At 35.4% G+C, this 13,740-nt stretch carries 15 protein-coding genes; 8 read left to right on the plus strand and 7 right to left on the minus strand.

The window, feature by feature from the left end; genetic code table 11:
* The first annotated feature begins 75 nt into the window (after positions 1–75).
* From pgsA to SAUT_RS06780, 4 genes are all read left to right on the plus strand, one after another.
* On the plus strand, positions 76–630 hold the full coding sequence (gene pgsA, locus SAUT_RS06765; protein ID WP_013327137.1) for a CDP-diacylglycerol--glycerol-3-phosphate 3-phosphatidyltransferase: 555 nt from the start codon (positions 76–78) through the stop codon (positions 628–630).
* Positions 627–1,679 (plus strand): RIP metalloprotease RseP, encoded by a 1,053-nt coding sequence (gene rseP, locus SAUT_RS06770; protein ID WP_013327138.1) that lies wholly within the window; start codon positions 627–629, stop codon positions 1,677–1,679. The genes pgsA and rseP overlap by 4 nt, the downstream gene beginning before the upstream one ends.
* Before the next feature lie 3 nt (positions 1,680–1,682).
* Positions 1,683–2,357 (plus strand): YggS family pyridoxal phosphate-dependent enzyme, encoded by a 675-nt coding sequence (locus SAUT_RS06775; RefSeq protein WP_013327139.1) that lies wholly within the window; start codon positions 1,683–1,685, stop codon positions 2,355–2,357.
* A gap of 69 nt (positions 2,358–2,426) precedes the next feature.
* Positions 2,427–2,819, plus strand: coding sequence for a DUF6858 family protein (locus tag SAUT_RS06780; RefSeq protein WP_013327140.1), 393 nt, complete (start codon positions 2,427–2,429; stop codon positions 2,817–2,819).
* On the opposite strand, the gene SAUT_RS06785 is transcribed toward SAUT_RS06780, so the two are convergent.
* Complete coding sequence (locus SAUT_RS06785) at positions 2,816–3,475, minus strand: tRNA-uridine aminocarboxypropyltransferase (protein WP_083778306.1); 660 nt, start codon at positions 3,473–3,475, stop codon at positions 2,816–2,818. The two genes, SAUT_RS06780 and SAUT_RS06785, sit on opposite strands and share 4 nt — an antisense overlap.
* A gap of 26 nt (positions 3,476–3,501) precedes the next feature.
* On the opposite strand from SAUT_RS06785, the gene SAUT_RS06790 reads away from it, so the two are divergent.
* Positions 3,502–4,740: a BaiN/RdsA family NAD(P)/FAD-dependent oxidoreductase gene (locus tag SAUT_RS06790; RefSeq protein WP_013327142.1), complete on the plus strand. Its 1,239-nt coding sequence runs from the start codon at positions 3,502–3,504 to the stop codon at positions 4,738–4,740.
* Positions 4,741–4,752: 12 nt separating this feature from the next.
* On the opposite strand, the gene SAUT_RS06795 is transcribed toward SAUT_RS06790, so the two are convergent.
* Entirely contained in the window at positions 4,753–7,590 is a 2,838-nt protein-coding gene (locus tag SAUT_RS06795; RefSeq protein WP_013327143.1) for a type I restriction endonuclease subunit R, read from the minus strand.
* A gap of 92 nt (positions 7,591–7,682) precedes the next feature.
* Here SAUT_RS06795 and SAUT_RS11365 point away from each other — a divergent pair, with 92 nt between their 5' ends.
* Positions 7,683–7,838, plus strand: coding sequence for a hypothetical protein (locus SAUT_RS11365; protein WP_169302253.1), 156 nt, complete (start codon positions 7,683–7,685; stop codon positions 7,836–7,838).
* Here SAUT_RS11365 and SAUT_RS06800 read toward each other — a convergent pair.
* The 5 genes from SAUT_RS06800 to SAUT_RS06820 form a co-directional block, all read right to left on the minus strand.
* Positions 7,825–8,619 (minus strand): Fic/DOC family protein, encoded by a 795-nt coding sequence (locus SAUT_RS06800; RefSeq protein WP_013327144.1) that lies wholly within the window; start codon positions 8,617–8,619, stop codon positions 7,825–7,827. The genes SAUT_RS11365 and SAUT_RS06800 overlap by 14 nt on opposite strands.
* Positions 8,620–8,632: 13 nt before the next feature.
* Positions 8,633–9,874 (minus strand): restriction endonuclease subunit S, encoded by a 1,242-nt coding sequence (locus tag SAUT_RS06805; RefSeq protein WP_148218514.1) that lies wholly within the window; start codon positions 9,872–9,874, stop codon positions 8,633–8,635.
* 6 nt (positions 9,875–9,880) lie between these two features.
* Positions 9,881–11,443, minus strand: coding sequence for a type I restriction-modification system subunit M (locus SAUT_RS06810; RefSeq protein ID WP_013327146.1), 1,563 nt, complete (start codon positions 11,441–11,443; stop codon positions 9,881–9,883).
* Positions 11,444–11,519: 76 nt separating this feature from the next.
* Positions 11,520–12,035 (minus strand): thiamine phosphate synthase, encoded by a 516-nt coding sequence (locus SAUT_RS06815; RefSeq protein WP_013327147.1) that lies wholly within the window; start codon positions 12,033–12,035, stop codon positions 11,520–11,522.
* Positions 12,036–12,042: 7 nt separating this feature from the next.
* A complete protein-coding gene (locus tag SAUT_RS06820) occupies positions 12,043–12,471 on the minus strand; it encodes a hypothetical protein (protein ID WP_013327148.1) in 429 nt (142 codons plus the stop codon).
* 51 nt (positions 12,472–12,522) lie between these two features.
* Here SAUT_RS06820 and fliK point away from each other — a divergent pair, with 51 nt between their 5' ends.
* Both fliK and SAUT_RS06830 read left to right on the plus strand, forming a co-directional pair.
* A complete protein-coding gene (fliK, locus tag SAUT_RS06825) occupies positions 12,523–13,455 on the plus strand; it encodes a flagellar hook-length control protein FliK (protein ID WP_013327149.1) in 933 nt (310 codons plus the stop codon).
* Positions 13,452–13,709 carry an EscU/YscU/HrcU family type III secretion system export apparatus switch protein gene (locus tag SAUT_RS06830; RefSeq protein ID WP_013327150.1) on the plus strand — a complete coding sequence of 86 codons (258 nt, stop codon included), beginning with the start codon at positions 13,452–13,454 and terminating at the stop codon, positions 13,707–13,709. Before fliK ends, SAUT_RS06830 begins: the two co-directional genes overlap by 4 nt.
* Positions 13,710–13,740 lie beyond the last annotated feature (31 nt).

Below are 13,740 nucleotides of genomic sequence, written 5' to 3' on the forward strand. Positions count from 1 at the left end.
GCTAATCTTATCACATCAACCGTTGATAAGCAATAAAAAGCTAAAATCTCATTATTATAAATTTAAGGAAACTATTTGCTCAATTTGCCAAATTTATTAGCATCCCTACGTATACTTATTGCACCCGTGATGTTTTGGATTATACTTAATCCTCAGGTTTTCACTGCCAACGGTTTTGACATTACCTGGAACTACTATTTTGCCTCACTTTTATTTGTTTTAGCCTCTGCAACAGATTTTTTTGACGGCTATATTGCAAGACAATGGAATCAAATGACAATGCTTGGCGCCATCCTTGACCCTCTTGCAGACAAAATGCTCACACTTGCGGCATTTTTAGGACTTATGGTTATGGGAGATGCTTCACCTTGGGCTATTTACATCATCATTGTACGTGAGCTTTTCATCACAGGACTTCGTACCGTTGGCGTCAGTGAAGGCATCAGCGTTAAAGCATCTTGGTCAGGTAAGGTGAAAACAGTTGCGCAGATGATAGCCATAGGTTTTTTACTGATGCATTGGCCTTACGGTACCGCACTTCTTTGGTTTGCCGTATTCTTAACTGTTTATTCTGGGCTAGAATACCTTTGGGGATTTAAAAAAGCAATTATGAAGGAGAGCATAGTATGAGTTGGTTAGTTTCACTTTTAGTCCTCTCAGGGCTTATATTTTTCCATGAACTTGGGCATTTTACGGTCGCACGCCTTATGGGTGTTTATGTAGAAGTATTTAGCATAGGTTTTGGAAAGCGTCTTTTTACTTTTCGTGCTTTTAACACAGACTGGAGTATTTCAGCTATTCCTCTTGGCGGATATGTCAAGATGAAAGGTCAAGATGATGCGGATCCGAGTAAAAAAAGCTATGATGCAGACAGTTACAATACAAAAACACCTCTGCAAAAGATTTTAATTCTTTTAGCAGGTCCTGCGGCGAATTTTGTTCTTGCATTTATACTCTATTTTATTATAGCGCTGGGTAATCCTCAGGTTTTAGCGCCCATTGTCGGAACAGTTGTCAAAGACTCCCCTGCTTTTGTAGCAGGATTAGAGTCAAATGATACCATTATGAACATCAACGGGAAAAAAATCACCACTTGGAAAGAGATGGCTCACATGATTTCTGAAGCCAAAGGTTCTATTGCCTTGCAAGTAGACAGAAACGGATACCTTAAACTCATAAAACTTGAACCAAAACTCCAAGATGCAAAAAATATGTACGGAGAAAATGTCAAGCGTAAGATGATAGGTATTTCTGCAGCCGGTGTTATGCATGAACAAAAACTGGGTTTCATAGACAAATTAAAATATGCGACTGATCAGACAGTTTTTGCTTCTACTCTTATTTTTACAGGTGTAAAAAAACTCATTATGGGCGATGTTCCCGCTTCTGAAATGGGTGGAGTAATTTCTATTGTAAAACTAACCTCTGATGCAACGGCAGTAGGATGGATGAGTGTTTTATTTTTTGCGGCACTAATTTCTGTCAACCTTGGCGTACTCAATTTACTCCCTATTCCAGCACTTGACGGCGGACATATAATGTTTAACTTATATGAAATGCTCTTTAGACGAGAACCGAGTGAAAAAGTTGTTATTAAGCTGACAATAGCCGGATGGGTTATACTGTTTGGTCTTATGGGACTTGGAATTTTTAATGATATAAATAGATTAGTAGGATAAAAAATGAATGAAATAGAGTACAAATTATATATAGATAATGTAATCAGACGCGTTGAGACTGCACGCTTAAAAGTAAGTGATCATCTTATAGTAAAAATTGTTGCGGTTAGTAAATACTCAACTGCCGAGGATATCAAAAGACTTTACAATATCGGTCAACGAGCTTTTGGTGAGAACAAAGTACAGGATTTAAAAGCAAAAGCAAAAGAACTGGAAGATTTGCCGCTGGAATGGCATTTTATAGGCAATTTACAAAAAAATAAAATCAACAATCTCTTAGATATTAATCCAAGCCTTTTTCAAGCACTCGACTCACTTGAGCTTGCCGAGGAACTACAAAAGAAACTAAAAGCAAAAAATATGACGCTTGAATGTTTAATGCAGATAAACTCGGCAAAAGAAGAGAGTAAGCACGGTTTTATGCCCGAAGATACGATTTCTGCATATACTCAGATTATAAGTGAATGTCCAAACATAAACCTAAAAGGTGTAATGAGCATAGGTGCACATAGTGATGATAAACAGGTAGTCAAGAAAAGTTTTGAGACAACCCATGCAATCTACAAACAGCTTCCAAATGCAACAATCTGTTCTATGGGGATGAGCGGAGATTTTGAACTGGCAATAGAGTGCGGCTCAAATATGGTGCGACTCGGCTCTATAATGTTTAATAAATAACTTTTTTATCTAACCTTATTATAATTATTATAAGCTATACTTACATTTAATTATAATAAGGATTAAAATATGACAAAAACAACTTTTATGGAAAAATACCCTGTATTTTCTTTACATGTAAACAAAAATGAAACAAGCTTCAAAAATGCAGATGAAATAGTAGAACATTTCAAACAGCTTATACAGAATCATCCTATTGCTAAATTTATTGCACTATTTGACCATTACGAACATACTTCTTCAATGCAAGAGGGCGTCATTGCACCTGAAATAAAAGATGCAAAAAACGTCATCTTCTGTTTTGGTAAGCAGCTTCCAAATGCTAAAATACTGGCAGTTCGTCCAAGAAGTATAGGTATCTGCGAATTTGAAGATGGTTTTGAAATAAACTTTTTAGAAGTACCCAATGAACAGCTCCACAGTGTTGTTGAAACTTGGGCTAAATCTGTAGTAAACGCCTAACTTTTCAAAGTATTACGTTTAAATCTCACTGCATGACTTTTAGGATTAGCAATGAGGTTTTGCTGATACTCTATCATCTTTTGAAAAGGTCGTAAAAAACCATGCAACGCTGTTTGCTCCACATGTTCAACTTCCCACTTGTTTAATAATTCAAGCACCACCAAAGTCGATTCTATCGTAGAGAGATAATTTTCATCAGGCTGTATTTTTATCTGATACTGTGATGTTTTTGTCGTTGTAAAGCTCATATGTTTGAGCTTTTTTAAATTTTCACTCTGTGTAAATATTTTTTTTGTACATGCCCAGGTAGAATCTATCAAAAAAATTGCCATAGGTTTTTCACTGTTTTTTGGATATGTGGTAGTCAAGTTTAGCGCATTTTGCGAAGGAAAAAGGATGTAACTCTCATGGGTTGCAATAATCTCATTAATTCTTTTGTTACATGTAAAGTCTATGCCGATAAAAAGTTCAGAATTATCAAGACTTTGATGTGTAAAATGCCCTGTATTGTTTTTGACTTTTTTAAACTCTTTTGGATGCATTAAAATTACAAATTTAGTCTGCGTATTTATATGCTCAAAATGTCCACACATACACGAGCTCTTGGGTCTGTAACATTTATAACACTTCTCTCTGTCGCCATAATAAGTTTTCATTAATGCAATTATACTAAAATTACAGTATGAATGAAGAAAATTATGATTTAATAGTTGTCGGAAGCGGTGCAGCTGGAATCATTGCGGCAATAATCGCGGCACGTGAAGGCAAAAAAGTGCTGCTTTTGGAAAAACTTTCAAAAATAGCTTCAAAATTAAAAGCCACGGGCGGCGGCAGATGTAATTTAACAAATACGCTCTCAAATGAAGATTTTATGGCTCGTTTTGGACGAGATGGACGATTTATGCAGGATGCCCTCAACGAATTTGATTATAAAAAACTCATAAATTTTTTAGAAGAAATCGGCATAGAGACACATGCACCTGACGGTTTTCGCGTTTTTCCCACTTCACACTCCTCTGCGACTATTATTTCAGGTTTAAAAGAAGAGATGCAGCGCCAAGGTATTACAATAAAATGCAATCAAAAAGTAACCAGGCTTTTAGCAACAGGTAATCATATTGACGGTGTCAAAACAGAGGCTGAAACATTTTTATCACCGAATATCATCATTGCAACAGGCGGCCTGGGCTATCCCGTTCTTGGTGCTGAGGGTGACGGCTATAATCTTGCCAGTGAAGTCGGTCATAAAATAACCGACCTCTCTCCCGCCATGATGCCTCTAAAAACAAAAGAGACCTGGGTCAAAAACTGCCGTGCAGATACCATAGCAAAAGTTGAACTGCGTGTAGATATAAAAAAACATAAAAAACTTCGCGCCATAGGTGATTTGATTTTCACAAACTCCGGCATACGCGGACCTGTCGTACTTGATTTTGCCAGAGAAGTAACACCGCTTTTAAAAAAATACGGGGAAGTTCCACTGCTGCTCAACCTGACAAAAGGGAAAAATGAAGAACAGATACGTGAGCATTTCAAAAAAGAGAGTACCAAAGAGAACATAACAACAGTCCTTGAACTACTCAAAACTCTCCTGCCCGAAGCACTTAGTCTTGAGCTGTGTCATCTTGCAAAAATAGAGCCCGATACAAAGTATAAAAAAGTTGAAGGAAAAAAACGTGATAAACTCATTTCACTGCTTGCTTGGACACCCCTTACTGTTACCGGACACGACGGCTTTAAAATGGCGATGATCACAAGAGGAGGCGTCTCACTCAAAGAGATTAATCCAAAAACAATGCAGAGTAAAATTATAGACGGTTTATATTTCTGCGGAGAAGTGATGAATCTTGACGGTCCGTGCGGAGGCTACAACTTACAGTGGAGCTTCGCCAGCGGTTATTTAGCCGGAAAACTGCTATAAATAAAAACTTTTTTACAAATCATAAAAAGTATCTACAAATTTTACAATTTTATCCAAAACTCTTGGAATTATCTTTTTTCTCTCCAGTAACTTCGGTTTGACTTTAAGTGTTTTTGCCACATCATCTTTGAGAGGTTTTCTCTCTTCATATATGTAAGTATCTACAACCTGTTTGACTTTTTCACAATCAAGATTTTCCTCAGAACATAGTTTATCGTAAGCTATTTCTTTCTCTTTTTCCCAAAATTTCTCAAACTCATTTTCAATAGTATCGGAGTCATTGATATTTATCATATTTTCATTAATAAACTTCTCAATAAGCTCTTTTTTACTTCTCAGGTGTGTTTGACCGCTGATTATGCTCATAATGTTGTTTTTATGTGCTTCTTTGTCTTTTTCATCTGCATCTTTATATCTTGCAAGCAGCTGCAGGATGTAGGCTACATTGATTTCATCTTTATGAATGAGTTCAAGTTCAAAGTCCACATCATCAAGTATGGAGACTTTCTCAGCCCCTTCACCTCTCTCACTTTTAATCTTTTCGTACAAATCAAGATATTTAGACTTATAATCTTCAAACTCCTGCGCACTCATAGACAAATCAGTCCATTTAAAATCACTAAAACTGCCGAGTATATTTTTAAGCCGCATTATATTTCTAAAAGTCTGCACAAATTCCAATACTTTGTCTTCACCCTGACCCTGTAAAGTATCTACGCTATCAACTGTTGGAGCTATTTGCAGCAGTTTAGCAAATGCCTCATTGAAATACTTCACATACTCCTCATACGGCTGCATGATGATTATATCTTTGGCATCTTTGTTTGAAAAGAGTGCTATTGCATCATCGGTGTTTTTCTTCAAATTTCTAAAACAAACGATGTTACCTTGGGATTTTTTTTCATTTAAAATCCTGTTTGTTCGTGAAAAAGCTTGAATTAAACCGTGATACTTTAGATTTTTATCAACATAGAGTGTATTTAATGTTGGAGAGTCAAATCCTGTTAAAAACATATTTACTACAAGAAGTATATCTATCTCTCTGTTTTTTACTTTTTTTGAGATGTCATTGTAGTAGTTATAATAACTTTGAGAATCTCGTGTTGTAAACTTCGTGCCAAATAATGCGTTATAATCACCGATGTAACTCTCCAACTTATCACGGGAGTGCTGATTTATATGCTCTTCATCTACGTTAGCACCATCACTTTCATCAAGTTCGTAAATCCCGTCTGCATCTTTGTCATCTTCGTTTGCACTGTAAGAAAAGATTGTAGCAATTTTTAAGTTATGCTCTTTGCTTTTAAAAAGTTCATAATACTTTGTAAGCATATCGACACTGCCCACGCACATCATAGCCGTAAATTCCTTACTATGTGTCTTTCGCGGATGATTGGCTATGATGTAGTCTGTTATCTTTTCTATTCGTTCATCACTCTCTAAAAGCTCTTTAGTGTCTATGTTTTCTACATCTATATCAATATTTGAGGCACTGCCCTCTTTATCTTTGTATTTGCCTACATATTCAACTGAAAATTTCAATACATTATCATCGGCAATGGCATCCGTGATGACATATTTATGAAGTGATTTATCAAAAAGTTCCGTGGTAGTTCTTTTACCAAGTTTATTACCCACTGCATTTTCGGCAAATATCGGCGTACCTGTAAAACCTATCATTTGATTTTTATGAAAGAACTTTGTGATTGCCAAATGTGTTTCACCGAACTGACTACGATGGCACTCATCAAAGATAAATACTATGTGTTTGTCCTGCAGTTTTTCCATTTGAGATAAATACTGTTTTTTACTTATTGCAGTATTTAATTTCTGAATTGTTGTGACGATGAGCTTCGTATCATCACTAAACTGTTTTACAAGTGCTTTTGTGTTGTCCGTTCCATCTACTGAGCCGTCACTGAAACTGTTAAACTCTTTTGTGGTCTGATAATCCAAATCTTTTCTATCGACGACAAAGACAACTTTTTCAACATGAGGAAGTTTCATAAGTATCTGCGCTGTTTTAAAGCTTGTGAGTGTTTTTCCGCTTCCCGTTGTATGCCAGATATACCCGTTTTTATCTGAGTTTTCAACTCTGTCTATGATAGATTCCGTTGCATAAAACTGATACGGTCTGAGTATCATCAGTATCTTTGGAACCTGCGCTAAAACGATATACTTACAAATCATTTTAGAGATGTGGCATCGCTCCAAAAACGCATTTGTAAACTCTTCAAGATTGGTGATGTTTTTATTGTCCACATCAGCCCAGAAGAAAGTTTGTTTAAATGACTGTTTACGGTTGTTTGCAAAGTATTTTGTATCGACTCCGTTACTTATGACAAAGACCTGCACATAGTTAAAAAGAGCATTGTTTGAAGAGTAAGAGTGTCTTTGGTAGCGGTTTATCTGATTAAAAGCCTCTTTTATCTCCAAGCCTCTGCGTTTGAGCTCTATCTGTACAAGTGGCAGCCCGTTTATAAGCAGTGTTACATCATAGCGGTTTTTATAAGTGCCATCAACTGTTATTTGGCTGCTTACCTGAAAAAGGTTTTGACACCAGTGCTCTGAGTCTAAAAATTCTATGTACTTGCTCGTACCATCATCAAGAGGCAACACAAACTTATCTCTGAGTATCATCGCCTTTTCAAACACAGAACCTTTGTTTAGATGGTTGAGCACTCTTTTAAACTCTGTGTCACTCATAGTAAACTTATTATGTTTTTCGAGCTGCGTTTTGAGGTTGGCTTCAAGCCATTTGTCATCTTTAATGGTGACTTTTTCATACTCTAAATCAACAAGCTGTTTGATTAGGTTGGCTTCTAGAACTGCTTCGCTTTGTGTACTCACTACTTATTCCTTGTATTTTTTATTGCTTTGTAAGTGCAATTTGTATATAATGAATGCACTAAAAATCTATTATGTATTGGAGCTTTATTATTATGAAAAAAACTATTGCAAACTCTAACAAGCATTTTACTTCCTCTGCAAAAAAGCAAAAGATGATTATTAATTCTGTTTATACTTCGGCTAAAGTTGAAGGTTCTAAAACTACAAAAAAAGAGCTTATTGAGCATTACAAGCTTATTCATTCCTAAGCCCTTCTTCGATTTTCATCTGCAATAACTCTTTCATCGGTTCATAGTTACATTCGTAACCTGAATGAACTCTCTCTAAATATTTATCGCCTTTTTTTAGTTTTAAGCCTATCATAGGCAAACCGTTTTTTGCAAGAATAATGTCACATATAAGTCTGCTAATTCTTCCATTTCCCTCTCTAAACGGGTGAATAAATAAAAAGTCACATGTACATTTTGCCAAATCATTCGTAATCTCATCAACACTGTCATACTCTTTAACAGAAATCTCTTTTAAAAACACATCAAACTCAGGAAGTCCATTTAAAAATTCAACTCTCCATTCCCAAGCTTGCAACCCATTGCCTTTGCTCATATTTACAGTTCTATTTTTCCCTGCAAAGGGGTAGATAGTCTCAAATACCATCTTATGCCACTCTTGTATAGTTTTAAAACCAAAAGATTTGGATATGTCAAAATTCTCTACAAGATAACTATACATTTCAAGGAGTTTCATATCTTCATTTTTTGTGATGAAGTCATGATTTGTTGATTTGAGATAATTAATACAGATACCATCTTTGGAAATGATTTTTTGTACATCGTTGGATTTCCATTCAAGCCAAGGGTTTTGTATAATCTCATCTTCATCTATCGTATCTAACGTTTTACTGTTTGCATCTAGTAGGTATTTAGGTGGTTTTGTCTGAACAAAATACTTTTCATCTGTTTCATACCAATACAGATATTTATTATTCTTTTGTTGTTTGAAAGCATAAAGTAAGTATTTCGTTTTTGTCATTTTTCACCCATACCTACACAAACATCTTTTGAAGGAGTGCTTTTTTGAACTCTTTTGTAGCGTCAAGCTCTTTGTTTGTGAGTGCTATCTTCTTATCTAAAGAGGAGAGGAAGTTTGCTATTTTTGTTTGTTCTTTGATACATGGCATATTCCATTTTAATGTCAAAAAATCTTTTTTACTCATGACTCTATTTCTTCCTGCCCCACCCGGTGAAATCAAATCGAGCATAAATCTAAATTTTTTTTGAATAATGACATATTTAAAAAATTCATGAGTGGCAATTTTTTCATCAAATGTGTAAGTTGGAAACCGATGTGAAACCAAACCATTTTTATCTTCTTTCTTTACTATTGCTATTGCACTTTCCCACGCAAATGTAATACTTACAATTAAATCATTTTCTTTTACTAAAAATAATTTTTCCATGGCAATTTTATGAGGTTCTGAATCAGGTTTTTGAAAAGTACCTTTACAATGACTTCTAATACCTATTGCCAAATAATTCTCTGTTGGCTTAGGAACTTTTCTCAATGTTAAAATTAAAAAGTCCCCCAACTGCTTCTCAACCCACTCAGGAAACTCACTTTCATCATCATCTTTAAAACGCAGTTCTTGGGAGAAGATTTTTTGCATGACACCTTTTTTGTACTGCTCAAGCAGTGTTTTCTTTTTGCTGAGTTGTTCTATCTTACTATCCACCGAGCTTAAAAAAAAGGCGATTTTTTCTTGTTCTAGTTTTGAGGGTAAAACAATTTTAACAGAAGCAATATCTTCTTGCCCTATTGTTGTCATAGTAGTTGTTTTCCCTCGAATTATGAATTGTTTTCTCGCATATAAAGTAGTAAAATTATAGTATAAAAACAATGGTGAATAATTTTGTTTATTAGGACGCATTCTAATCAAATGTCCATCAAAAGTTAAATCATTTGCATTATTAAGGTTTATATTGGAATATGCAATACCTTCTTTAACTAATGAAGACCTTGTAAAAAAAATATCACCATATTCAACTCTATTTTTCAAAAATTCTTTTTCATCAAGTGCAACTCTCAATAGATTAGAAATATTTATTCTTCCATCAATATACATGTCTTTTACATTAATAATCCGATAACCATGACCCGCTTTTTTTGGGTCGTTAAAAGCTCCATTGCTAAAACCATTTTTAGACAGTTCAATAAGTTGTTTCTCGTCCCACTCCCCACTAAACTCAGCAAACCGTAGCTCAGGTACTTTACATGTAACACGCATCATAATCTCTTAAAACGGTGTAGCGATGCCAAGTTCGCTACAGTATGAGGCTATGGTTGCGTTTGTCGTGTTTATCTCATTTTCTAAGGCTTTGAGCTCTTGTGATACTGCGTTTAGGTCTATGGGCTCTTCCTCTTCAAAGGTATCTACATAACGCGGGATATTTAGATTGTAATCGTTTTCTTTTATCTCTTTTAGTGTTGCAAGGTGAGAGTATTTATCTATTGTACTTCGCTCTTTAAAAGTAGTGATAATTTTGTCAATATTTTCATCTGTCAGTACATTTTGGTTTTTTGCTTTTTCAAACTCATTACTTGCATCTATAAAAAGAACATTTTCGCTGTCTTCACGACACTTTTTAAAGACTAAGATACATGTAGGTATTGATGTGCCGTAAAAGATGTTTGCAGGAAGTCCGATGACTGCGTCAAGATAGTTTCTATCTTCTATAAGGTAGCGTCTTATATGCCCCTCTGCCGCTCCGCGAAATAAAACACCGTGAGGAAGTACCACTGCCATAGTGCCGTTGTCATCAAGCTGATAAATCATATGCTGCACAAAGGCATAGTCTGCTTTTGATTTTGGTGCAAGTTTACCGTACTGAGAAAATCTGTCATCACTCATAAAAAGAGGGTTTGCCGACCAGTGCGCTGAAAAAGGTGGATTTGCCACGATGGCTTCAAATCTTTTGTCTCTATGCTGCGGATTCTCAAGTGTATCTTCTTGCTTGATGTCAAACTTACGGTAGTGAACATCGTGCATTATCATATTCATCCGTGCAAGGTTGTAAGTAGTACGGTTAAGCTCTTGTCCGTAGAAGTTGCTAACATCTTGGACCTCTTTGGCTACGCGTAAAAGCAGTGAACCGCTTCCACATGTAGGGTCATAGACTGATTTTAGTTTTGTTTTTTTGTTGGTGACTATCTTTGCAAGGATTTTACTCACTTGCTGCGGCGTGTAAAACTCTCCCGCTTTTTTTCCTGCACCGCTTGCAAACTGCGCTATTAAGTACTCATACGCATCACCCAGTACATCACGGTCATGGTTTTTCAGCTCAAAGTCTATCTTATCAAGGTGAGAGAGCACTTTTGCTATGAGCTTGTTCTTCGCCTCTTCTGTTTTACCAAGTTTCGTGCTTGTAAGGTCTAAGTCTTCAAACAAATGCTCAAAGTCATCTTCACTCTCATGCCCCATAGTGCTTTGTTCTATGTTTCTGAGTATGCCCGTGAGATCTTCAAGGATGAAGTTGTTCGTGTCTGAGTTTCCTCTTTTGGCTACGGCGGAGAAAAGCTCTGAAGGTTTGAGAAAATAGCCGAGTGATTCGATGGCATCTTCTTTGATGGCTTCTAACATCTCTTTGCCCTCTTCGCTGTTTTCATCTAAGTCACAAAAAAGTATCTTATCCTCTTTAAGTAAGTTGTCTGCGTAATCGTTAATTTTTTCAGAGAGATATTTGTAAAAGATAAATCCTAGTATGTAGTCACGAAACTCATCCGCATCCATCTTGCCCCTAAGAGTATTTGCAATGTTCCAAAGTTGTTGTTCAAGTAGTTTTTTTTGCTCTTCACTCATAGTTATTACATCCAGTTTTAATTAATTATAGATTTTAGCGAAATTGCGTTAAAACACTCTGATACTCAAAAAAATATTATAAAAAGTATCGAATAGAGGCAAAACCGTATGCATCTGTATTTGCTACTGCATCTACTTCTTTCTGGCTTATGATGCCTCCAAGTGCGAAAATTTTCACATCAGTCATAGAGACAATACTTTGTAAATCTTCTACACCTTTAGGCTCTCCTTTATCAGGCGAGGCAAATACAGGGCTGTATGTTACATAATCGGCACCCATTGCCTCAGCTACATGTACTTCATCGTGTGTATGCGTACTGATGATAACCTCAAGCCCCAGCTCTTTTGCTTTTGGTATCTCATCAAACTGTTTTGAGGTCAGATGCACACCGTGTGCTCCCAATTTTGCAGCTAATTCATAATCTTGATGCAAAAAGACTTTGAGAATTTTAAGCGGTTTGCACATCTGCACAAAATTTTGTGCCTCATCTGCATAATTTTTATTTTCTTTATCGCGGTAAAGGGCGAAATCCGGCATATATTTTCTGAGCTGAAAATACGAGGGATTGGCTGTTATAAGATACTTTTTCATTGTAAAACTATTGTCTTAAAAGCGGATTTTCAAAGTCTATTCTTTGCACATCTACATCTTTTTCATAACGCTGGGCCATTGCATTTACATGGTACTCTAATCTGTCTAAAAGATAAAGTTCAGACTTGGTATATTTTGCTTTGGCTTCTTGTATATAATTTTGTAAAAATTTTAAAGCTTTCTGTTCGTCTTCAAAGTTTATTGCCGCGATTATCTCTTTAATATCATCATACTCATCACCGCATGCAGATAAAAAATCATAACTCAAATCCATCGTCTTTAAATTATCGAGTGCTTTTGAAAATGCAAAATGATTATAGAGCATACAACCGACAAAATACTCAATATCTGAGGGTTCATATTCAGAATATTGATTGTTCTCATCCTCAAAATATGTATGCCAAATATGTAAAACTTCTTCTATTCTTTTATCCATATTCTCTCTTTACTTTTTGCGTATTATACTCAACTATGATAAACTTGTACTATGATAAATTTAAATAACACCGCAGCTAAGCATTTACAGTTAATTTTGCCAAATACAAATAAAGCTTTGGCACAGGTTTTAAAGAATGCATCACCCGAGGAGTTACAGACACTTACGCAGTCAAAAGATTTAGGCTCAATCTTAGACTCGCTACTCAAACGCGCAACAACATCAGATACTGCACAAAATAAATTGCTCTTAGAACTCCTTAAAAACAATCCTACACTTAAAAGTCTCTCAAATGCAAATACAACAATTAAAGAGCTTATTCAAACACTAAAACAAGAAAAAAATCCTTTGTCTTTGGAAAAAACTCTTGAAAATTTTTTGACAAATATAAAAGAAATTAATCCAAAAGAGTTAAAAACAAAAATGCAAACTTCCGGTCTGTTTTTAGAATCAAATATAAAAAATACGCAAAATCCAAAAGAGCTTTTTAGCTCTGACATCAAGGCTCTTTTGCTCAAGGCGCATGATGAATTAGCTAATTCAACCCAAACCAATAAACAAGAAATACTCAAACACATAGACAAACTTTTGCTCCAAATTGACTATAACCAACTCGTATCGCATCTCTCAAATGCATCTTCTTTATATATACCCTATGAATGGAAAGATTTGAAAGATGGTAATATAACACTTAAAAATGCTAAAGATGACAGATTTTTTTGTGATATTCATTTAAACTTAAAAAGCTACGGAGAGCTTGATTTACGACTGGCACTGTTTCAAAATGACCAGCTCAATATAAACATTAACACTAAAAGTGAAGCATTGAAATCTATACTGCAGCAAAATTTGCCAACACTCAAGAAACAGCTCTTACATGTAAACATAACACCCAAAGAAATTCGCTTTATAAATGAAAAGTCCAATATATATGAAAAACAGATAAATGATAATTTGGCAATGGATTTTGAGGTAAAAGTATGAAAGAAAAAGCAGTAGCTCTTACATACGACAAAGAAAAAAATCGTGCTCCTGTTATCAGTGCCAAGGGAAAAGGTACTACTGCACAAAAAATCATTAAAATTGCGAAAGAGCATGGTGTACCTATAAAAAAAGATGAAGATTTGATAGAGCTATTGTCTAAAGTTGAACTAAACAAAGAAGTACCGCCCCAAATGTATAAAGCAATTGCCGAAGTTTTCAGCTTTATCTATTCAATTACAAGAGAAAAACAATAGTCAAATTAAGCAACTGTATGATATTATTATT

It is taken from the genome of Sulfurimonas autotrophica DSM 16294 (genome assembly GCF_000147355.1).
GTDB lineage: Bacteria > Campylobacterota > Campylobacteria > Campylobacterales > Sulfurimonadaceae > Sulfurimonas > Sulfurimonas autotrophica.